Source organism: Streptomyces sp. NBC_01465 (assembly GCF_036227325.1).
Taxonomy (GTDB): domain Bacteria; phylum Actinomycetota; class Actinomycetes; order Streptomycetales; family Streptomycetaceae; genus Streptomyces.
Genome location: NZ_CP109467.1, coordinates 6,414,893 through 6,435,063, shown reverse-complemented (window position 1 = coordinate 6,435,063; position 20,171 = coordinate 6,414,893). Strand labels below are relative to the sequence as shown.

Annotated in this window: 21 protein-coding genes; 11 read left to right on the top strand and 10 right to left on the bottom strand. The window is 70.3% G+C overall.

What is annotated here, in order from left to right; translation table 11 throughout:
* The first annotated feature begins 239 nt into the window (after positions 1–239).
* From OG707_RS30355 to OG707_RS30320, 8 genes are all read left to right on the top strand, one after another.
* Positions 240–1,016: an amino acid ABC transporter ATP-binding protein gene (locus tag OG707_RS30355; protein ID WP_329123897.1), complete on the top strand. Its 777-nt coding sequence runs from the start codon at positions 240–242 to the stop codon at positions 1,014–1,016.
* 40 nt (positions 1,017–1,056) lie between these two features.
* Positions 1,057–1,974: a glutamate ABC transporter substrate-binding protein gene (locus tag OG707_RS30350; protein WP_329123895.1), complete on the top strand. Its 918-nt coding sequence runs from the start codon at positions 1,057–1,059 to the stop codon at positions 1,972–1,974.
* A 98-nt stretch (positions 1,975–2,072) separates the two neighbouring features.
* Positions 2,073–2,720, top strand: coding sequence for an amino acid ABC transporter permease (locus OG707_RS30345; protein WP_329123893.1), 648 nt, complete (start codon positions 2,073–2,075; stop codon positions 2,718–2,720).
* Positions 2,717–3,574 carry an amino acid ABC transporter permease gene (locus OG707_RS30340; RefSeq protein WP_329123891.1) on the top strand — a complete coding sequence of 286 codons (858 nt, stop codon included), beginning with the start codon at positions 2,717–2,719 and terminating at the stop codon, positions 3,572–3,574. The genes OG707_RS30345 and OG707_RS30340 overlap by 4 nt, the downstream gene beginning before the upstream one ends.
* A gap of 155 nt (positions 3,575–3,729) precedes the next feature.
* Entirely contained in the window at positions 3,730–5,322 is a 1,593-nt protein-coding gene (locus OG707_RS30335; protein WP_329123889.1) for an FAD-dependent monooxygenase, read from the top strand.
* Positions 5,323–5,354: 32 nt separating this feature from the next.
* A complete protein-coding gene (locus OG707_RS30330) occupies positions 5,355–5,441 on the top strand; it encodes a putative leader peptide (protein WP_329128057.1) in 87 nt (28 codons plus the stop codon).
* Positions 5,442–5,529: 88 nt separating this feature from the next.
* Complete coding sequence (locus tag OG707_RS30325; protein ID WP_329123887.1) at positions 5,530–6,069, top strand: cysteine dioxygenase; 540 nt, start codon at positions 5,530–5,532, stop codon at positions 6,067–6,069.
* Positions 6,069–6,455, top strand: a complete 387-nt coding sequence (locus OG707_RS30320) for a rhodanese-like domain-containing protein (RefSeq protein ID WP_329123885.1) — start codon at positions 6,069–6,071, stop codon at positions 6,453–6,455. The genes OG707_RS30325 and OG707_RS30320 overlap by 1 nt, the downstream gene beginning before the upstream one ends.
* Before the next feature lie 43 nt (positions 6,456–6,498).
* On the opposite strand, the gene OG707_RS30315 is transcribed toward OG707_RS30320, so the two are convergent.
* The 6 genes from OG707_RS30315 to OG707_RS30290 form a co-directional block, all read right to left on the bottom strand.
* Positions 6,499–9,042 (bottom strand): ABC transporter permease, encoded by a 2,544-nt coding sequence (locus OG707_RS30315; protein ID WP_329123883.1) that lies wholly within the window; start codon positions 9,040–9,042, stop codon positions 6,499–6,501.
* Positions 9,039–9,599: a winged helix-turn-helix domain-containing protein gene (locus OG707_RS30310; protein WP_329123881.1), complete on the bottom strand. Its 561-nt coding sequence runs from the start codon at positions 9,597–9,599 to the stop codon at positions 9,039–9,041. Before OG707_RS30310 ends, OG707_RS30315 begins: the two co-directional genes overlap by 4 nt.
* A gap of 98 nt (positions 9,600–9,697) precedes the next feature.
* On the bottom strand, positions 9,698–10,306 hold the full coding sequence (gene recX, locus OG707_RS30305; protein WP_329123879.1) for a recombination regulator RecX: 609 nt from the start codon (positions 10,304–10,306) through the stop codon (positions 9,698–9,700).
* 3 nt (positions 10,307–10,309) lie between these two features.
* On the bottom strand, positions 10,310–11,443 hold the full coding sequence (gene recA / locus OG707_RS30300; protein WP_329123877.1) for a recombinase RecA: 1,134 nt from the start codon (positions 11,441–11,443) through the stop codon (positions 10,310–10,312).
* A 187-nt stretch (positions 11,444–11,630) separates the two neighbouring features.
* Entirely contained in the window at positions 11,631–12,854 is a 1,224-nt protein-coding gene (locus tag OG707_RS30295) for an AI-2E family transporter (protein WP_329123876.1), read from the bottom strand.
* Positions 12,855–12,923: 69 nt separating this feature from the next.
* Positions 12,924–13,118, bottom strand: a complete 195-nt coding sequence (locus OG707_RS30290) for a DUF3046 domain-containing protein (protein WP_329123874.1) — start codon at positions 13,116–13,118, stop codon at positions 12,924–12,926.
* Between the two features lie 80 nt (positions 13,119–13,198).
* Here OG707_RS30290 and OG707_RS30285 point away from each other — a divergent pair, with 80 nt between their 5' ends.
* Entirely contained in the window at positions 13,199–14,137 is a 939-nt protein-coding gene (locus OG707_RS30285; RefSeq protein WP_329123872.1) for a hypothetical protein, read from the top strand.
* An 18-nt stretch (positions 14,138–14,155) separates the two neighbouring features.
* Here the strand turns inward: OG707_RS30285 and OG707_RS30280 are convergent, their stop codons facing one another.
* The gene (locus OG707_RS30280; protein WP_329123870.1) at positions 14,156–15,343 is read right to left on the bottom strand and encodes a PucR family transcriptional regulator; all 1,188 of its coding nucleotides are present in this window, start codon (positions 15,341–15,343) and stop codon (positions 14,156–14,158) included.
* Between the two features lie 162 nt (positions 15,344–15,505).
* Between OG707_RS30280 and OG707_RS30275 the strand changes: the two genes are divergently transcribed.
* Positions 15,506–16,900 (top strand): alkyl sulfatase dimerization domain-containing protein, encoded by a 1,395-nt coding sequence (locus OG707_RS30275; protein WP_329123868.1) that lies wholly within the window; start codon positions 15,506–15,508, stop codon positions 16,898–16,900.
* Between the two features lie 453 nt (positions 16,901–17,353).
* On the top strand, positions 17,354–18,211 hold the full coding sequence (locus OG707_RS30270) for an MFS transporter (protein WP_329123866.1): 858 nt from the start codon (positions 17,354–17,356) through the stop codon (positions 18,209–18,211).
* Positions 18,212–18,235: 24 nt separating this feature from the next.
* Here OG707_RS30270 and OG707_RS30265 read toward each other — a convergent pair whose 3' ends face one another.
* The 3 genes from OG707_RS30265 to OG707_RS30255 are packed head-to-tail and all read right to left on the bottom strand — an operon-like array spanning position 18,236 to position 20,146.
* Positions 18,236–18,541, bottom strand: coding sequence for an AzlD domain-containing protein (locus tag OG707_RS30265; protein ID WP_329123864.1), 306 nt, complete (start codon positions 18,539–18,541; stop codon positions 18,236–18,238).
* Positions 18,538–19,284 carry an AzlC family ABC transporter permease gene (locus OG707_RS30260; protein WP_329123862.1) on the bottom strand — a complete coding sequence of 249 codons (747 nt, stop codon included), beginning with the start codon at positions 19,282–19,284 and terminating at the stop codon, positions 18,538–18,540. Before OG707_RS30260 ends, OG707_RS30265 begins: the two co-directional genes overlap by 4 nt.
* Before the next feature lie 10 nt (positions 19,285–19,294).
* Positions 19,295–20,146, bottom strand: a complete 852-nt coding sequence (locus OG707_RS30255) for a helix-turn-helix domain-containing protein (RefSeq protein WP_329123860.1) — start codon at positions 20,144–20,146, stop codon at positions 19,295–19,297.
* Positions 20,147–20,171: the final 25 nt, after the last annotated feature.

Below are 20,171 nucleotides of genomic sequence, written 5' to 3'. Positions count from 1 at the left end.
ACTCCATACGTACGCAATCCGTACTCACGCATCCACGCCGATGGACGCCCGGACAGTCAAGAGGCTTCCCCCTGAGCGGGGTATCCGTTATGCAGCCGGTACTCCCCTGCCTGCGTTCTTCACCCGGAGTGCCCGCAAGTAACCGGATCGTGATGCTCAATTTCCGCTCAGATGTAATGACGCTGGTGGCAGGCTGTCACTAAGGTCCTCGCAACCGACGAGGACGGAGCAACAAGCCGATGAGCGGAGTGTCAGTGGCCAAGGACGCCCAGCCGGTGGCGGACGACCTGGTCGTACTGAGCAACGTCAACAAGCACTTCGGCGCGCTGCATGTGCTCCAGGACATCGACCTGACCATCGCCCGTGGCGAGGTCGTGGTCGTGATCGGGCCCTCCGGGTCCGGCAAGTCCACACTGTGCCGCACCATCAACCGCCTGGAGACGGTCGACTCCGGCGCCATCTCGATCGACGGAAAGCCGCTGCCCCAGGAGGGCAGGGAGCTGGCCCGGCTGCGCGCCGATGTCGGCATGGTCTTCCAGTCGTTCAACCTCTTCGCGCACAAGACGGTCCTGCAGAACGTCATGCTGGGCCAGGTCAAGGTGCGCAAGACCGAGAAGAAGGCTGCCGAGACCAAGGCCCGCGCCCTGCTCGACCGGGTGGGCGTCGGCTCGCAGGCGGACAAGTACCCGGCGCAGCTCTCCGGCGGTCAGCAGCAACGCGTGGCAATCGCGCGGGCGTTGGCGATGGACCCCAAGGTCATGCTCTTCGACGAGCCCACTTCGGCGCTCGACCCCGAGATGATCAACGAGGTCCTGGAGGTCATGCAGCAGCTGGCACGTGACGGTATGACGATGGTCGTCGTCACCCACGAAATGGGTTTCGCGCGATCCGCCGCCAACAGGGTCGTCTTCATGGCCGACGGGAAGATCGTCGAAGAAGCCGTGCCCGACCAGTTCTTCAGCAACCCGCGCAGTGACCGGGCCAAGGACTTCCTGTCGAAGATCCTGCACCACTGACGCCCGACACCAACGCCCGCCAAACAGAGGGATGTTCACCATGAAGTTCCGCAAGTCCGCCGCGTTCGCGGCGATCTCCGTGCTCGCGCTGACCACTGCCGCGTGCGGCGGCAAGTCCGGTTCCGCCGGTGACAAGCAGTCGGCCCAGCCGGGCTCCTCCGGCGCCCCGTCCGCGCCGGCGTACACCGTCGCGAAGGGTGTCACCCTCGACTCCGCGACGCTCAAGGCCGCCCAGAAGCGCGGCAAGATCGTCATCGGTGCCAAGGCCGACCAGCCGTACCTCGGCTTCGAGGACCAGGCGACCAAGGAGCGCAGCGGTTTCGACATCGAGATCGCCACGATGCTCGCCGCCGACCTGGGCTTCTCGAAGGACCAGATCGAATGGAAGACCGTCGACTCCGGTGTGCGTGAGACCGCCATCTCCGGTGGCCAGGTGGACATCTACGCCGGTACGTACACGATCAACGACAAGCGCAAGAAGCTCGTCGGCTTCGCGGGCCCGTACTACAAGGCCGGTGCCGACCTGCTGATCCGCAAGGACGACTCGGGCATCACCAAGGACACCCTCAAGGGCAAGACCGTCTGCTCGATCGTCGGCTCCACGCCGCTCGAGGAGATCAAGAAGGCGAAGTACCAGGCCAAGACCGTCTCGCTCGCCAAGTACTCGGACTGTGTTCAGCAGCTGCTGACCAAGCAGGTCGACGCGGTCACCACCGACGACGCGATCCTCAAGGGTTACGCGGCCAAGAACCCGACCAAGCTGAAGGTCGTCGGCCAGCCGTTCACCGAGGAGCCGTACGGCATCGGCATGAACAAGGACGACAAGGTCCTGCGCGACTTCATCGACGACCAGCTCACCAAGCACGAGCAGGACGGCACGTACAAGAAGATCTACGACGCGACCCTGGGTCTGTCGGGTTCGCCGTACGTCGCGCCGCCCGCCCCCGTGAAGTACTGATCCCGGTCCTTCACCGCACACGCTGAAGCGCCCCGTACACCGCTACGGGGCGCTCGGCCCCCTGTCTTCCAGCAGCTGCCCGCCGACGCGGAGACCTCATGAACGTACTGCTCGACAATTTTTCCGATTTCCGCGCCGGCTTCATAGGAACCCTGTCGATCACCGCCTTCAGCACGGCGATAGCCCTGGTACTCGGCGTGATCATCGCCGGCTTCCGGGTCTCCCCCGTGCCTCCCCTGCGGTTCTTCGGCACGGCCTGGGTGACGCTCCTGCGCAACACCCCGCTCACGCTTCTCTTCCTGGTCGCCACCTTCGTGGTCCCCCTGGTGTTCTTCCCGGGCATGAGCTCCTTCGTGCTCGCCTCGCTCGCGCTCGGCTTCTACACCTCCTCGTTCGTCTGCGAGGCCATCAGGTCCGGCATCAACACGGTGCCCCTCGGCCAGGCGGAGGCCGCCCGTTCGCTCGGGATGTCGTTCTCGCAGACCCTGCGCCTGATCGTGCTGCCGCAGGCCACCCGGACCGTCATCCCGCCGCTGAGCAGCATCATCATCGCGCTCACCAAGAACTCGGCGATCGCGGGCGCGTTCAACGTCGTCGAACTCTTCGGCTGGCAGAAGTCGTTGAGCGATCAGGGCTACGCCATCGTCCCGATCTTCATCTGGGTCGCCCTCGGCTATCTGATCATCACCTTTGCCATCAGCGGACTCTTCCGTCTTCTTGAGCGCCGCATGGAGGTCGCCCGATGAGTGCCAGCGTTCTGTACGACGCTCCCGGCCCCAAGGCCGTCCTGCGCAACCGGATCTACACCGTCGTCGGCACCGTCGCGGTGCTCGCGCTGATCGTCTTCGCCATTCTGCGCCTGAAGGACAAGGGCCAGCTCGAAGGCGCGATGTGGGACATCTTCAACTACTCCGGCATCCGCCAGAACATCGCGGACGCGATCGTCGCCACGCTCAAGGCCTTCGGCCTCGCCGCGATCGGCTCCCTGGTGCTCGGCGTGGTCCTGGTCGTCGGCCGGCTCTCCGACCACCGGCCCGTCCGCTGGGTGGCCACCACCTTCATCGAACTGTTCCGCTCCATCCCGCTGCTGATCACCATCTATGCGATCTGGGTGGGCTTCCTCCCCAACGACTCGATGTGGGCGCTGGCGATCGGACTCTCGGTCTACAACGGCTGCGTGCAGGCCGAGGTGCTGCGCGCCGGCATCAACTCCGTACCGACGGGGCAGCGCGAGGCCGCGTACGCCCTGGGCCTGAACAAGACGCAGGTCATGACGAGCGTCCTGATGCCGCAGGCGGTCCGCGCGATGCTGCCGACGATCATCAGTCAGCTGGTGGTCACGCTCAAGGACACCTCGCTCGGCTACATCATCCTGTACCCGGAACTGCTGCAGACGGCGCGGCTCATCGCGAGCAACACCCAGGTCAACGGCGACTATCCGTACGTCCCGACGATCATCGTGATCGGCACCATCTATGTGGCGATGTGTCTGATGCTCGCCGGGCTCGCCACCTGGATCGAGAAGCGCGGGCGGCGTGCCAAGACCGGTATCGACGTGGCTCCCGCCGCTCCCCTGGCGCCCACGGACGTCAGCGCCTGACCCGCTCCTGACGGTACGTAGGGCAGCGGCGCGCGCGCCGCTGCCCGGTGTCACTTGACGGGGGCACCCGCAGTGGGTTGCATACGTTCTGTGATCGTGCACCGGGCTGTACCCGTCTGTCCCCGCTTCTCCGCACCAGCCGGAGGAGCCGCGCCGTGGACCCGGTGATCGTGGTCGGCGCGGGCCCGGTCGGGCTCTCGCTGGCACTGGCCCTGGCCGCACAGGGCGTCCCCTCCGTCGTACTGGACGAAGGTACGGGCACCGACGAGGCCCGCCCCGCCCGAACAGCCGTACTACGGCCCGACACTGCGGAGTTCGCGGAACGGCTGGGCTGTACGACAGCCCGTGACGAGGGCGCGCACTGGCTCGCCTGGCGGTCCATGCGGCGCGGTCAGCAACTGCGCCACTTCTCCTTCGACGAGGCCCTGCCTTCGCCCCTGCATGTCCCGCAGCATGCGCTGACCCGGGGTCTGCGAGCGGCGGCCGTCGCGCACGACCGGGTCCAACTGGTCACAGAGAGCCACCTGGACACCATCGAGCAGGACGCCGACGGCGTCACCGCGCACACCCGCGGTCCGGGCGCCACCTGGTGGCGCGGGAGCCATCTGGTGGGCTGCGACGGCGCCCGCTCCACCGTCCGCAAGCTGCTCGACATCCGCTTTCCCGGCCGTACGGCAGTGGAGCGGCACGCCGTCGCCGCGCTCCGAGCCGAACTGCCCTGGCCCGGCGAGGCCTTGCTCCACCGGATGCCCCCGTGGCGCAGCGGCGGCGACGAAGTGACGGCCCGTCCGCTGCCCGACGGTGTCTGGCGACTCGACTGGCTGCTGCCCGCCCGTGCCGAACTGGTCACCCCCGAGGCCATGGTGGCGCGGATCCGGGACACCCTGGCCGGCTGGTGCGGCGAGACACCCCCGTACGAACTGATCGACACCGGCGTCCACACCCTCCACCACCGTCTCGCGCGCCGCTGGCGCGTGGGCCGCGCCTTCCTGGCGGGCGATGCCGCACATCTGCTCGGCGCGCTCGGCACACAGGGTCTGGACGAGGGACTGCGGGACGCGGAGAACCTGGCCTGGAAGATCGCGGAGGCCTGGCACCACGGAAGCTCCGAGCTGCTTCTGGACAGCTATCAGGCGGAGCGGCGCACGGCCGTGGCCGCGAAACTGCGCGCCGCCGACCAGTCGCTGCCGATACTGCGCGGCGGCAAGGGACTGCGGAATCTTGTGCCGGGTGCGGCCCGGGGCCATGACGCCCTGCTCGCGGACGGGCACTTGGGGCGCGGAGCACTGGGGGCGCCTCCGGTGTACGCGCACTCCCCCCTCGCACCTCCGTACACCGATACGCAGACGACGGTCGCCACGGCCACCGGCGCGACGGTCGAGGACATCCGGGTCACGACACCGGACGGCTCGACCGCCGGGCTGCGCGACCGGCTCGGCCGGGGGCAGCTGCTGGTGGTGCTGATCGCCCCGGGGACCGGGGTGTGGGACCGGCGCCACTGGCTCACCGCCGGGGTGATGCCGCGGCTGGCCGCAGCGGTGGCGGCGCTCCCGGTAAGGGGCGAGCTCCTGGTCGCCGAGGCTTACCCCGGGGCCTCGGCCCACACGGTGCTGCTGATCCGGCCCGACGGACATCTGGTGGCGGCCTTCGCCGGGGTGCGGCCGGCCGAGCTGTACGAGGCGGCGGACGCGGCACGTGGGGGCGAGCCCGTCTCCGTACGTACCGAAAGCACCGTGGACGTCAATTGACCGACGCAGGTGCGCATGGTGTACTCCGGAATGTGACCGACACCCATGCGCACCTGTGGCGGAGGGTCCATATGGACCTCGTCCGCTATGCGGGCTGCGTGTGTCGCCCGTCCTGCTGATTCGCCTTCTCCCCTGTGCCGAGCCGCGCCGTGCTGTAGTGCACCGCAGTGGCCGCACACCCCCGCGAACCTCATCGGACGGTCACCCGTGTCTGCTCTGCCTGCTTCCGCACCCGTTTCTGCCCCCGCGCACACCGGTGCGCCCACCTCCGCCGAGCTGCTGGACTTCGTACGCCGTACGGCAGCCGACCCCGCGCTCGTCGCCTCACTCCCGCTCGATCCCGAGGGCCGTACCTGGATCCGTCTCGACGGTCCCGGCGGCAGTGAGGCCTGGCTGATCGGCTGGCCGCCGGGGACCGGCACCGGCTGGCACGACCACGGCGGTTCGTACGGCGCATTCGCCACGGCGGCCGGCCGGCTGACGGAGGACTCGCTCGCCGCGCGGCTGCCCACCGAGGGGTGGAAGACGCTGGAGCTGGCCGACGGGGTCGACCGCTCACGGCAGTTGTCCGCCGTACAGGGGCGGGCCTTCGGTCCGCACCATGTGCACGAGGTGCTCAACGAGTCCGCCGACACCCACGCTGTCTCGGTGCACGCGTACTTTCCGCCGCTGCCGCTGATCCGCCGCTACAGCCGCACCGGCCCGGTGCTCCGGCTGGAGCAGGTCGAGCTTCCCGGGGAGTGGTGATGAGCGAGCGTGTCTCGATCGACGAACTGCTGGAGCGGGTACGGGAGGACCTGGACCGGGTCGGACCGCAGGAGGCATTCGCGGCGGCGGCCGACGGGGCGCTGCTGGTGGACATCCGGTACGCCGCGCTCCGTGAGCGGGACGGGCTGATCCCGGGAGCGCTGGTGGTGGAGCGCAATGAGCTGGAGTGGCGGCTCGATCCTCAGGGCAGTCACCGGGCGGCCGAGGCGAAGGACCACGGCCTGCGGGTGGTCGTGATCTGCAACGAGGGGTACGCGTCATCGCTCGCGGCGGTGTCCCTGCGGCAGTTGGGGCTGGACCGGGCGACGGATCTGATCGGCGGGTTCCAGGCCTGGCGCGCGGCAGGGCTCCCGGTCGAGGTGTGACCGGGAGCCCTGGTGGCGCTGGACGGTGGCTGCCGCCTGCTGCCTACTGCTTGGCGGTGGCCACCTCCACGGGGCGGGGTCTGAGCGCGGCCCGGCCGGGGAGCGCGGTGGCGACCAGGGCGAGCAGGGCGGCGGCACCCACGACGCCCACGTAGACGATCGGGAGGACCACGGGGGCCGCGCTGCCCGTCATCCCGACGCTGAAGGCGGTCAGGACGGCGAGCGAGATGCCGGAGCCGAGGACCGCGGCGACGAGGAGGACCGCCAGGGCTTCCAGGCGGAGCATCCTCAGGACCTGGCGGCGGGTGGAGCCGACCAGCCGGAGCAGGGCGAATTCCCGGATGCGCTCGGAGACCGACATGGCGAGGGTGTTGACGACGGCGATGGCGGTGAAGGCGAGGACCAGCCCCATGGCCAGGTAGTTGACCTCGGCGTTGGTGCGCTGCTGGTCGGCGCGGACCTTGTCGGCACTCGATCGGGTGATGACGCTGACGCCGGGGAACTCCTTGACGGCGGCGGCGAGTTCTCGCTGTGTGGCCGCTCCGGAATCGGCGGCGACGAGGACGGCGGCGGAGAGGGGGTTGTCGACGTGGTGGGCGAGAAGGTCGTGGGGCAGGGTCAGGTCGCCGAAGCCCAGGCCCCGTGCATAGACGGCTGAGACGGTGAGCGTGGCGGGGGTGCCGTCGCCGAGCGTGAGCTTCAGCGGGCTGCCGGGCTTCAGATGGAGCTGGTCGGCGGCCAGTTCGCTGACGGCGACGGAGTTCTTGCCGAAGCGGTCCAGGGAGCCGCTGGTGACACCGGGGTTCCAGGTGCGGGTCAGCCCGGCGGGGGTGACGCCCTGCGCGGCGTACTTGGTGAGGCCGACGCGGACGGTGGTTCTGACGATCTCCGTGACCGCGGAGACACCTGGAGTCGCACGGACCTTCGCCGCGGCCTGAGCCGGGACGCCGGGGCCCTGCGACGCCAGCAGCCAGGGGGCGCTGATGCCTTCCCGGGCCTGGGTGCGGGCGGCGTTGCCCAGGGTCGGCTGGACGAAGAGCACGGTGCAGGTCATACCGATGAGGAGGGCCAGGGGGGTCACGGCGGCAGCCATCCGCGCCGAGTTGCCCCGGACGTTGGCGACAGCGAGCCTGCCGCCGGAGCCGGTCAGCCGCAGCGGGCCGGCCAGGAGGGCGGCCGCACCCTTGACGATCAGCGGGCCCAGAAGGGAGACGGAGGAGGCGAGGACCACAACGGAGAGGAAGGTCACGGGGGTTGAGGCGGGTTCGGTGCGCAGCATGCTCAGTACGGCCACGAGGACGATGCCGCCGGCGAGCAGCAGAAGCCCCGCGACGATACGGCCCCAGCCGGGGCGGGCCGGCTCGACGGAGGATTCGGCCATCGCCTCGGCCGGGCGGATCCGGGAGATCCGGCGGCCGGAGATCCGGGCCGCGGCCCAGGCGCCGAACAGGGTCGCGGCGACCGCGGCGAACACCGGGAAGACGCCGACGGTCCGCTCCAGGGTCACGGGGACGGCCCCCATGTCGACGAACCTGCCGTACAGCCAGGCGCCGAGCGGGAGTCCGGCGAGCGAACCGGCGACTCCGGCGAGAGAGCCGACCAGCAGGGCCTCGCGGCCGAGGAGGCTGCGGATCTGCTTCGGGGTGGCGGCAACGGCGCGCAGCAGGGCCAGTTCGCGGTGACGCTGCTGGATGGAGAGGGCGAAGGTGGAGACGACGACAAGGATCGCGACGAGCAGGGAGGTGCCACCGATGGCGCCTCCCATGGAGACAAGCTTGATACGGGCTCCGGCGGCGTCGAGGAATTCGACGGGGCCGCGATCGGAGCCGACGGATACCTGGGCTGTGGTGCCGTCGAGGGCATCGGTGAGGCGCTGCTTCAACTCACCTGCATCGACGCCCTGTTCGGGGACCACACCGATGGCGGTGACCTGCCCCGGCCGGCCGGAGAGCCGCTCGGCCTCGCCGGTGGAGAAGAACAGCGAGGTCTGGTGGCGGAGGTCTCCGCCCTGCGCGGCGGCGATCCCGGTGATCGTGTAGGTCCGGGGCGCCTGGGTGGACTGGACGGTGAGGCGTGAGCCGGGTTTCAGATGGGCCCGGGCGGCGAACCCCCGGTCGACGACGAGGTCGTTGGCGGCCGAGGGCGCCCCACCCTCGGCGAGGGTGAAGGGGGTCAGCGCCGCCGAGGCCCAGGCGTGTCCGTACGAGGGAGCGTCGCCGGCCCCCGTCAACGGAAGGGCGGAGAAGGTGAGTTCGGGGACGACGGTCCGGACGCCCGGTACGCCGCGGACCTGCTCGACCGTCTTCTCGGGCAGCCAGGCCCGTTCGGCCACCGGTTTGGCCTTGTGCTTGATCTTGGTCTTGCCGTTGCCCTTGTGCTTGACGGTGGTCTGGTGCACGTTCTGGTCGGCCGAGACGACGACCGGCGCGGCGGCATAGCGCTCGGTGGCGATCGTCCCGCGCAGTCCGGTCTCCAGGAGGGTTCCGCAGGCGGTGATCAGGGCGGCGGCGCACATCAGCGCGACGAACGCACCGAGGAAGCCGCCTTTGCGGTCGCGGACGGTCTGCAGGGCGTAGCGCAGCATCATGATGCGTCCTCAGGGGCAGGGAAGGCCATCAGTCGGGTGTGCACGGTGCGGGCGCCGGACGGTGTCGCGTCCTCGGGGCGCTTGTAGCGGTTGAGGAGCGCGATGTACTCCTCGAAGAACTCCCGGAGTTCGGTGGGTGTGAGCCGGATCTCCGAGCGCGAGTAGGCGAAGTCGTCGCTGTCGCTGTCGCGCTGCAGTCGTTCGAAGAGTTCGAGGTCGGCCGCGTAGGCGTGGTGGTTCAGCTCGTCCATGACGAGCCGCATCTCGGGTGTCTGCCGGCTGCGCGGCGGGAACCGCCGGTCTCCGGGGACCGTCCGCCACCAGCGTTCGCGGCGCGTGCCCTCGCCCTCGGTCTCCTCGACGAAGCCGTACCGGGCGAGTTCGCGCAGGTGGTAGCTGGTGGCGCCGGTGTTCAGCTCCAGGGCGCGGGCGAGGATGGCGGAGGTCGCCGGACCGCCCAGGGTGAGGTGCTGAAGAATCTGTTGCCTGCGCGGGTGCGCCAGCGCTTTGAGCGCGGCGAGATCCGCAATCTCCGTACCGCCGGATTCCCTTGTCATGCGGTACACAATTCCGTGTGCACACGTGTCTGTGCACTGGAGCGGCCCGGCATCATCGCCCGGGGGTCAGCCCCACCCCCGCCGCTCCCCGCCCACCGTCAGAACGCCTCGTACTCCAGGCCTTCGGTGTCTTCGCCTTCCTCCTCCAGGGCACGCCGGACCACCCGCAGGGCCATGCCCTCGGGGTATCCCTTGCGGGCCAGCATCCCGGCCAGGCGGCGCAGCCGCTTGTCGCGCTCCAGTCCCCGGGTGGAGCGGAGCTTGCGGTCGACGAGCTCGCGGGCGCGCTCCTCCTCCTGCTCGGAGTCGAGCTGCCCGACGGCATCGTCGATCACGGCGGAGTCGACGCCCTTCGTCCGCAGCTCCCGTGCGAGCGCCCGCCGGGCCAGGCCCCTGCCGTGATGGCGGGACTCGACCCAGGCATCCGCGAAAGCCGCGTCATTGATCAGGCCGACTTCTTCGAAGCGGGAGAGGACCTCGTCCGAGATCTCGTCCGGGATCTCCCGCTTCTTCAGAGCGTCAGCCAGTTGCTTGCGCGTGCGCGGGGTCCCGGTGAGCAGGCGCAGGCAGATCGCCCGCGCCCGCTCCGCCGGGTCCTGAGACTTCTCCGGCCGCTCCTGCGACCGGTCGCGTCGCCGCTCCGGTCGCCGGGTCCCCTCGCCGTCCTCGGAGTCCGTGGCCCCCGCCCATTCGGTTCTCCGGGTCATGGACTAGCTCTTGGCCGCGGCAGCCTTGGCCGTCTTGGCCTTGGTTGCCGGAGCGGGCACCGACTTCGCCGCGTCGTCCGCGGGTGCGGCAGCTGCCGCGTCCGCGCCCGGCTCGGCCGCCGGGGCGTCCGCACGGACACCGATACCCAGCTTCTCCAGGATCTTCTTCTCGATCTCGTTGGCGAGGTCGGGGTTGTCCTTGAGGAAGTTGCGGGCGTTCTCCTTGCCCTGGCCGAGCTGGTCGCCCTCGTACGTGTACCAGGCGCCGGCCTTGCGGACGAAGCCGTGATCCACGCCCATGTCGATCAGGCCGCCCTCGCGGCTGATGCCCTGGCCGTAGAGGATGTCGAACTCGGCCTGCTTGAAGGGCGGCGCGACCTTGTTCTTGACGACCTTGACGCGGGTGCGGTTGCCGACCGCGTCGGTGCCGTCCTTCAGCGTCTCGATGCGCCGGATGTCGAGACGCACCGATGCGTAGAACTTCAGCGCCCGGCCACCGGTGGTGGTCTCCGGGGAGCCGAACATCACGCCGATCTTCTCGCGGAGCTGGTTGATGAAGATCGCGGTGGTCTTGGACTGGTTCAGCGCACCGGTGATCTTGCGGAGGGCCTGGCTCATCAGTCGCGCCTGCAGACCGACGTGCGAGTCGCCCATCTCGCCCTCGATCTCCGCACGCGGCACGAGCGCCGCAACGGAGTCGATGACGATCAGGTCGAGGGCACCGGAGCGGACCAGCATGTCCACGATCTCCAGAGCCTGCTCACCGCTGTCGGGCTGCGAGAGGATCAGGTTGTCGATGTCGACGCCGAGCTTCTTCGCGTACTCGGGGTCGAGTGCGTGCTCCGCGTCGATGAAGGCCACCGAGCCGCCGAGCTTCTGCGCGTTGGCGACGGCGTGCAGCGTCAGGGTCGTCTTGCCGGAGGACTCCGGGCCGTACACCTCCACCACGCGGCCGCGCGGAAGGCCGCCGACGCCGAGCGCGACGTCGAGTGCGGTCGACCCGGTCGGGATGACCTCGATGGGCTCGTTGGTCCGCTCGCCCATGCGCATTACTGCGCCCTTGCCGAATTGCCGTTCAATCTGCGCGAGCGCGGCGTCGAGCGCCTTGTCGCGGTCCGTACCTGCCATGGGTTCCACCCGATTTGCTTGAGTCGATCGCTTCACGTCAGAGACGCTAACCCCTGCCACTGACAATGGGCCTCGACGTCCCTCCAGCCTGTGGATAAGTCGGCCGGAACCCCTGCAAACACAGGGCCGCCAATCCATAAGAATGGATGTTCGATTTTGGTGTCAAGCGCACCACGCGCACCGCGGCGCAGTCCGTTCAGTCCCGGTCCTGGCGCAGCGCACGCCGTATCCGGGCCAGGACCGTGGCCCCGCTGCGCGGCCTGCGCCTGCCGTGCACGCGCGGGTCGTCCGTCACCTCGTACCGCTTCACGTACGCCCCGAGGAAGGCCTGCAGCGTCGCGATCGCGGGGATCGCGATCAGCGCGCCGACCGCCCCCAGCAGCGCGGTGCCCGCGATGACCGAGCCGAACGCCACCGCGGGATGGATGTCGACGGTCTTGGAGGTGAGCTTCGGCTGCAGCACGTAATTCTCGAACTGCTGGTAGATCACGACGAACACGAGCACCCACACCGCGTACCAGGGGTCGACGGTGAAGGCGATCAGCATCGGCAGGGCGCCCGCCAGATACGTGCCGATGGTGGGGATGAACTGGGAGACCAGGCCCACCCAGACCGCGAGGGCGGGAGCGTACGGAATGCCCAGCGCGGCCAGCAGGATGTAGTGCGCCACGCCCGAGATGAGCGCCATCAGGCCGCGCGAGTAGAGATAGCCGCCGGTCTTGTCGACCGCGATCTCCCAGGCGCGCAGCACCTCGGTCTGCTTGGCCGGCGGGAGTACGGAGCACAGGGCGCGCCGCAGCCGGGGGCCGTCGGCCGCGAAGTAGAAGGCGAACAGGAAGATCGTCAGGAGCCTGAAGAGGCCGCCGAGCACGGTCGTCGAGACGTCCAGGACGCCGCTCGCGCTGTTCTGCACGTACTTCTGCAGCCAGTCGGAGTGCAGCAGGCTGTCCTGGACCGCGACCCGCGACAGATCGGTGTGGAAGGTCTGGTTGATCCAGTTGATCACCGAGTCGAGGTACTTGGGGAACTCCTCGACCATGTCCACGATCTGGCCCGCGAGCATCGCTCCGAGCAGGAAGACGAAGCCCGCCGCGGCGATCAGCAGCCCGAAGAAGATCAGGAACGTGGCGAGCCCTCTGCGCATCCCGCGCGACGCCATCCGCCCCACGGCCGGCTCCACCGCCAGCGCCACGAAGAACGCGATCAGGATGTTGATCAGCAGCCCGATCAGCTGGTGGAAGGCCCAACTGCCCAGCTGGAAACAGGCGATGAGGGCGAGCGCCAGCACCATCGCCCGCGGCAGCCAGCGCGGCATTCGTGCGGGACCGGCCTCGCCGCGGTCGGCGGCGGGCGGCGGCGGGACCGGCGGCTCGGTGTCCGCGGCGGTCGGGTCCTGGGCTCTCTCGTCTGTCGGTGCCACAGGATCAGTCTCGCCTACGCGCAGGGCCACCCGTTCCACCCGCGTCCGCCCGCTCCCCGCCGATGCCCGTCAGCGCAGTTCGGCGGGGATGCCCACCGCGGTGCAGACACCCCGCCAGACGTCCTTGGTCTCCCAGCCGGCGGCGAGCGCCTCGTGCACCGTACGGCCGCCGAGCTCGGCCATCACATGGTCGCGGGCGAAGGATTCGGCGTACCCCTCACCGAAGTGCTCCGCCATCCGCTCCCAGAAAATCGTCAACCGCATGACTCCAGTATCCCGCCCCTGAGAGTGCAGCCTGAGCCGTCCCCCCTTGCCGAGAGCGCTTTCCGCCCTACGGTCGGAGCATGGCTGGATCCGGAGCATCACCTCTCGCACGTGCCGAGCACTTCATCTGGCTGACGGCCAGGGTGCTCGAGCAGCGTCGGTTCGCGTACCACTTCCTCGCCGGCGGCAAGGGAGACAGCACCAAGAGCGCCGAGGAGGCGGTCGAGGCCGCCCTCACCGCGTACCGCAACGACGACGGCGGTTACGGTCACGCGCTCGAACCCGATCTGCGCGGCCCGGTCAGCCAGCCGCTGCACACCGCGCACGCGCTGCGCGTCCTGGACTCCGTGGGCCGCTGCGGCGGCCGGCGGGTGGAGACGGTGTGCCGCTATCTGACCGAGGTCTCCAACCGGGACGGCGCGCTGCCCGCGCTCCACCCCTCCCTGCGCGGCTACCCGGCGGCCCCCTTCCTGCCGATCGTCGACGATCCGCCGAGCGATCTGCTGGCGACCGGTCCCGTGGTCGGGCTGCTGCACCGCAACGAGGTCTGGCACGCCTGGCTCTTCCGGGCGACCGACTTCTGCTGGGCGGCCGTGGACGCTCTGGAGAAGTCCCATCCGTACGAGATCCAGGCCGCCGTCGCCTTCCTGGACGGCGTCCCCGACCGGGCGAGGGCCCAGGCGGCCGCGGACCGGCTGGGGCGGCTGGTGCGCGAGCAGCGGCTCGCCGTCACGGACCCGCTGCGGCGCGCGGACTTCCCCGTGGCGCCCGGATACGCGCCGGGCGAGCACCACTTCCCGTACGACTTCGCGCGCACACCCCAGTCGCTGGCGCGCGCCTGGTTCACCGACGAGGAGATGGCCCGCTCGCTGGACCACCTCGCGGGCGAGCAGCAGGAGGACGGCGGCTGGCCCATCAACTGGCGTGCCTGGGCGCCGGGTACGGCCCTGGAGTGGCGGCCGATCGTGACGATCCAGGCGCTGCTGACGCTCCGGGCCCACGGACGCGCGCTCGTCTGACGCGGCGGCGCCCGCCCCTCACTCCTCGCGCAGCAGCAGTGCCGCGATCACCAGCGCGGTGCCGCGCGGCGAGGCCAGGTCGATGCCGGTCTGCTCGGCGATCTTCGCGAGCCGGTTGTCGACCGTATTGGGGTGCAGTCCGAGGCGCTGGGCGGTGGCGCGCCGGTCCTGCTGCTCGGCGAGGTGCGTACGGAGGGTGTCGATGAGCTCGGGCCGGTCGGCGACCGGGTCGAGCAGGGCGGCGATGCGGTGGCTGCTCTCGCTGGGGCGCGAGAGGTGGAACTCCAGCAGGACGTCGTCGATGCGGTGCAGCCCCGGCGGCAGCCCGCAGGCGCGCGCGACGCGCAGGATCTCCCCCGCGGTGCGGGCCGCGTCCGGTATCGCCCCGGGGTCGTCGGCAGGCACGGCGGCGATACGGACCTCCAGGCCGCACGCCCGGCTGACCGCCCTGGCCAGGTCCGCCGGAGGCTCGCAGCCCTTGGGTACGACGGCCCTCCCCGACTCCGCGTCCAGGAGGGCGAGCACCTCCGTACCGAAGGCGTGGTCGAGGACCGTCTGGACCCGGCGCAGCCTGCGGCGCACCGCCACGGGCCCCTCGGCCGCGGCGGGGCCGATATCCAGCGAGATCGCCAGCACCAGGGCCGGTCCCTCGAGCCGGAGCTGCTCCAGGAGGGCATGACCGGGCGCCAGCATGCCGTCGAGCAGCCCACGGACCAGGGAGCGGCGCTGGGCGCGCTGTTCGGCCTCGAGCGCCGACCGCTCGTCGAGGTAGGTCTCGGCGACGGCGCCGACGATCGTGTGGTGTGAACGCAGGAGCAGGTCGACGAGTTCCAGCAGTGCCGCTTCGTCGCCCGGTCCCGCGGCTTCGCGCAGGGCCTCCCACAGCACGTACATCCCCAGTGCGTGGGTGCGCAGCAGCAGATGGAGCGGCATGCCCTCCTCGGCGCGCTGGGCGGCGCGTTCGCGGAAGAGGCGGTGGCTGCCGGGGCTGGGGTGCGGTTCGGCGACGCGGCGCAGGAAGAGCCGTACGCCGTGACGCGCGGTGGCGGCGATCTCCAGGTCTTTGACGTCGTCGGGGAGTTCGGCGTACCCGGGGAGCTCCTCGAAGGACTCCCGGGCCATGCGCCGCGCCAGCTCGTTGACCCGGGGCTCGCAGCGCAGGGCGAGGGCACGGGCCGCGGTGGACAGTTCGGGGGGCTGATCCATGGCCTCTCCTTCACCGTCCGCACCCAGGGGTTGTGACGCGTCACATTACGCACGCGGGACGCGTGTGACGAGAGCGGGTGTCCCAGGTCACTCTCCCGTCCGAGACTCGTGGGGGCAGTGACCTGCCGTGACCTGCCGCACAGCACCGAAGGAGCCGCTGGTATGACCGAGCACACCCCGCAGAACTACCTCGGATACATCGACCGCGTGTGGCGCGGCGAGGAGAATCTGCTGGCCCATCACACAGGCGCGTACACGAGTGACGAACTCGTCCCCGTCCGCGACCGGGTCGGCTTCTTCCCCGCCTTCGCCAATGTCGCGGTCTTCGACACCGGGGACGGACTGGTGCTGGTGGACTCGGGCGACTTCCGTACGGCCGGGCAACTGCACACCGCGGTACGGGCCTTCAGCGACCAGCCGGTTCACTCGATCGTTTACACGCACGGCCATGTCGACCACATCTTCGGCGTCTGGCCCTTCGACCGGCAGGCCCAGGAGACGGGCGGCACACGGCCCGAGGTGATCGCGCACCAGGCGGTCACGGCGCGCTTCGACCGCTACATCCAGACCGCGGGCTACAACACGTGGATCAACCGCAGGCAGTTCGGCGTCCCGTCCATCAAGTGGCCGACGGCCTACCGCTACCCCGACACCACCTATTCGGAGCGTCTGACCGTCGAGCGCGGCGACCTCACCTTCGAGTTGGTCCACGCGCGCGGGGAGACGGACGACCACACCTATGTGTGGATCCCCGAGCTCAAGACGCTCTGCACGGGCGACCTCTTCATCTGGAACTCCCCCAACGCCGGCAACCCGCAGAAGGTTCAGCGCTACCCGGAGGACTGGGCCCGCGCGCTGCGTGCGATGCAGGAGCTGGGCGCGGAGCTGCTGCTGCCGGGACACGGGGTGCCGATCGTCGGCGCGAGCCGGGTCCACCAGGCGCTTGACGACACGGCACGCCTCCTGGAGTCGCTCTGCGAGCAGACGCGCGCGCTGATGAACGCGGGCCACCGCCTCGATGCCGTACTGCACGGGGTGAAAGTCCCGCAGGAGCTGCTCGACAAGCCCTATCTGCACCCCGCCTACGACGAGCCGGAGTTCGTCGTACGCAATCTGTGGCGGCTCTGGGGCGGCTGGTACGACCAGAACCCCGCCCACCTGAAGCCGGCCCCCGACGCGGCGCTCGCCGCCGAGTTCGCGACCGCCGCGGGCGGCGCGCTCGTCCTGGCGCGGCGGGCGGCGGCCCTGCTGGCGGAGGGCGAGCTGCGGCTGGCCTCGCACCTGGCCGAGACAGCGGCGCTGGCTTCGCCGGCCGATGTCGAGGTGGCCCGGATACGCGCCGAGGTCTATGCCCGGCGGGCACGGACGGAGACGTCCACGATGGCGCGCGGGATCTTCAACTGGGCCGCCGCCGAATCGGCCGCCGTGGCCGAAGGCACGGACGTCGAGACCGAGTTGACGCGCACCGAGGCGGGCCGCAAGCGGGCCGCCGGAGCGATCAGCGTGGGCGTCGTCGACGACGACACGTGCGACTGCGGCGGCGAGGTGCAGGCGTGATGGCCGCGGTGACGGCGCACGCGCCGGAGCAAGCCCGGTGCGGCAGCTGTACCGCACCGGGCCGGAGGCACCATCTGGCCCCTGCTCGCCTTCATGCTGGTCACCGTCTCGGCCGTGAGCGTACTGAGCAAGTACGCCCAGTCGTGTCCACACCGATTCGCGCTTCCGGCTACCCCCGACGACGGGACGGCCACGGATCGCATCCACCCGAACTACGGGTGCGGGACCGGTGACAAGGCCCCACGCCGGGCGCACCCGGCGACTCCAGACCGCTCGAACGCCAACTACAACCGTGTCCCCGGATCGCTCCGGTTCGTGCCTTCAACGGGCTCGCGACCTTGCTGCCGAGCCTAGTCCGGCACAATCGCGCTCGGCGCGCTTCCGGCAATAAATACAGCCCGTTCCGTCGAACGAGTGACCTATCGGACGGAGATTCAATTCCCTGCCCGTTGGATGCCAGTGGGCCACCGCGCCCCTGCACAACTCGACGACCAACGGCTCTGCTGGCGCTGGGCGTTCGGGATCGTGGGCTTCGTGGGACTGGTCTGGTCGGGTTTCTGGATCGTACGGTCGAAGGAGGGGCCGCTCGCGCCGCCCCTCCTCAAGAAGGCCTCGCCCGCCGCGGATCCGGCTGCCGTCCCGTACCGGAGGATCCTGCTGTCGGGCACGTGGCTGACCGCCGCCTTCGGGGCCTTCGCCGCCTACTGGATGCTGTCGGCGGGCCTGACCTGGGCGCCGGACTATCTGCAGAAGGTGACCGGGCTGACCCTCAAGCAGTCGGGCGCGGTCGTCACGGGCGTGGCCGTCGGCAACGGTGCCGTCCTGCTCACCCACGGTCTGCTCGCCCGGCGTGCCGCTCAGCGCCCCAGCGGGCGGACGAGGTTCGCCGCAGGGGCGGGAGGCGGCCTGGTGATGTGTGTGGCGGCCGTGTCGATCGCCGCGTTCGCGCAGGTCGACGCGGTCGGCGTGAAGATCGCGCTGATGGTCGGCCCGATGGCGCTGACCAATGTGATCCTCACGATCTCGCAGACGGCCTGTGCCCGGATCACCCCGCCCTCGCAGCGGGGCGTGGCACTCGGCGCGCTGGCCTTCGTCTACGCGCTCGCCGGCATCCTCTCGCCGATGGTCACAGGCCGTCTGGTGGACGGGGCGGCGACCACGGCGGCCGGCTACCACACGGCGTATCTGCTGATGGCGGGCCTGGTCGCGGTGGCCGGAGTGCTCGCCGTGTTCCTGCTGCGGCCGGAGCGGGACGCGGGACGCCTCGGTGTGGCGGAGACGGGCGCGCCTGCCCTCTCCCCCGCGCACTGAGGAGCGTGTGTACGGGTGCGGGGTTCAGCCCAGCGCCCGTACACCTGCCGTGACCACCACGGCGGCCGCGACGACCACCAGGAAGGGGGCGCGCAGCACCAGAGCGAGCGCCGCCGCCGCGAGCCCCGCGCCCCGCGCGTCCAGTACAAGGTGCTGGCCGTCGCCGAAGGTCTGCTGAGCGGTGAGTGCGGCCAGCAGAGCGACAGGAAGCAGCGCGGACAACTGCTTGACCAGCGGCTTCTCCAGTACGCCCGCAGGGACGAGCAGCCCGAGCAGCTTGACGAGATAGCAGCCGACGGCGGTCGCGACGATGGCGATCCAGATGTTCAACGGTCCTCCTCCTTGGCAGGGTTGGTCATCGTGCGTCCCTTGAGGAAGAGCACGGCGGGCGCGGCGAGTGCGGCGACCAGGACGGGCACTCCGGCGGGCAGCACCGGCAGGAGGCCGAGGCCCAGGAGGACGGCGAGTGCGGCGGCGGTCCGTTCGGTCGTCGTACGGAGCATGGGGGCGAGCAGCGCCAGGAAGACGGCGGGACCGGCCGCGTCCAGACCCCACGCATTGGTGTCGCCGATGGCCTGCGCGCCGAGTGCACCTATCAGGGTGGTCAGGTTCCACAGCACGTAGAGGGTCAGTCCGGTGGCGGTGAAACCGATCCGGGCGGCGCGCCGGGTCGGCTGGGCGAGCGTGACGGCCGCGGTCTCGTCGATCACCCAGTGCGCGGCGAAGGGGCGCACCACGCGCGGCAGGGCCAGGAGCTGGGAGAGCCGGAGCCCGTAGAAGGTGTTCCGTACGCCCAGGAAGAAGGCGCCCGCGGCCGCGGTGAACGGGCTGCCGCCCGCCGCGAGCGCGCCGACCAGTGCGAACTGGGATGCCCCGGTGAAGACCAGGAGGCTCAGCACGCAGGTCTGCAGGAGGCTGAGCCCGGATCCTGCCGAGGTCACCCCGAAGGCGAATCCGGAGAGCCCCACGGCGACGCCGACGCCGAGGGCGTCCCTGATGACGGCCGAGTCGGGTTTGGCGCCGGCCTCGGCCCCGGTGTCTATGTGTTCGGGTGTTGCTTGTTCTGTTGCCACACCAGGGACGTTACGAGGGGAGGTCCCCGGCCGTCTTGTACGTTCTTGCGCGCTCGCGCTGATAGGCCCCGGGCGGGACCCCGACCATGCGCGTGAAGTGCCGGTTGAGGTGCGGCTGGTCGCTGAAACCGACGGCGGCGGCCGCATCCGCGGGGGGCGTGCCGGCGTCCAGGAGATGACGGGCACGGCGGACGCGCGCATTGGTGAGCCAGGTGTGCGGCGGCATCCCGTACTGCTGCTTGAAGGCGCGCAGCAGCGCGAACGGGCTGGTGGAGAGCGAGGTGGCGAGCTGCTCCAGGGACGGCGGATCGGTCATCCGCTCCTCCAGTACGGCGCGTGCCCGGGCTGCGTCGCGGGCGCCCGCCGAGCGGGGCGCGAGGGTGGGCAGGGTCTGTCCGTGGAGGCGCAGCAGCCTGGCGACCATGATCCGCAGCACACTGTCGGCGGCCAGGGCGTTGCCCTCCTCGGCGGCCCGGTGCACTTCGCGCAGCAGTCTGGCGGCCTGGAAGTCCACCACGTCGGTCTCGGCGAATCCAGGAGTGCCGCGGACGGATGTCGTCTCGGCGGCGATGTCGGCGATCACCTGGGCCGAGGGGTAGAGCGTCGCGTACTTCCAGCCCTCGGGGACTCCGGCGCGGGCGGTGTGCGGAACCTCCGGGTTGATCATGACGACGGTGCCGGGACCTGCGTGCACGGTCCCACCGGGCAGGCCGACGTCCTCGACTCCGTAGCTGATCGTGCCGAAGACATACCCCTCGTGGCTGTGCCGGGGGAAGGTGTGCCCGATGTAGCGGGCACGGAGCAGATCGACTCCCGGCAGCTGCTCGTAACTCCAGTACCGCGCCTGTTCCCCCTCGCCCATGCATCGATTCTCGCAGGTCCGGGCG

Bases quoted from the DNA above. Each gene is read 5' to 3' on its own strand.
- OG707_RS30315 (WP_329123883.1), bottom strand. From the start codon at position 9,042: ATGATGCTGCGCTACGCCCTGCAGACCGTCCGCGACCGCAAAGGCGGC.
- OG707_RS30310 (WP_329123881.1), bottom strand. From the start codon at position 9,599: ATGACAAGGGAATCCGGCGGTACGGAGATTGCGGATCTCGCCGCGCTC.
- OG707_RS30270 (WP_329123866.1), top strand. From the start codon at position 17,354: ATGCCAGTGGGCCACCGCGCCCCTGCACAACTCGACGACCAACGGCTC.
- OG707_RS30320 (WP_329123885.1), top strand. From the start codon at position 6,069: ATGAGCGAGCGTGTCTCGATCGACGAACTGCTGGAGCGGGTACGGGAG.
- OG707_RS30275 (WP_329123868.1), top strand. From the start codon at position 15,506: ATGACCGAGCACACCCCGCAGAACTACCTCGGATACATCGACCGCGTG.
- OG707_RS30280 (WP_329123870.1), bottom strand. From the start codon at position 15,343: ATGGATCAGCCCCCCGAACTGTCCACCGCGGCCCGTGCCCTCGCCCTG.
- OG707_RS30255 (WP_329123860.1), bottom strand. From the start codon at position 20,146: ATGGGCGAGGGGGAACAGGCGCGGTACTGGAGTTACGAGCAGCTGCCG.
- OG707_RS30350 (WP_329123895.1), top strand. From the start codon at position 1,057: ATGAAGTTCCGCAAGTCCGCCGCGTTCGCGGCGATCTCCGTGCTCGCG.
- OG707_RS30345 (WP_329123893.1), top strand. From the start codon at position 2,073: ATGAACGTACTGCTCGACAATTTTTCCGATTTCCGCGCCGGCTTCATA.
- recX (WP_329123879.1), bottom strand. From the start codon at position 10,306: ATGACCCGGAGAACCGAATGGGCGGGGGCCACGGACTCCGAGGACGGC.
- OG707_RS30355 (WP_329123897.1), top strand. From the start codon at position 240: ATGAGCGGAGTGTCAGTGGCCAAGGACGCCCAGCCGGTGGCGGACGAC.
- OG707_RS30285 (WP_329123872.1), top strand. From the start codon at position 13,199: ATGGCTGGATCCGGAGCATCACCTCTCGCACGTGCCGAGCACTTCATC.
- OG707_RS30290 (WP_329123874.1), bottom strand. From the start codon at position 13,118: ATGCGGTTGACGATTTTCTGGGAGCGGATGGCGGAGCACTTCGGTGAG.
- OG707_RS30340 (WP_329123891.1), top strand. From the start codon at position 2,717: ATGAGTGCCAGCGTTCTGTACGACGCTCCCGGCCCCAAGGCCGTCCTG.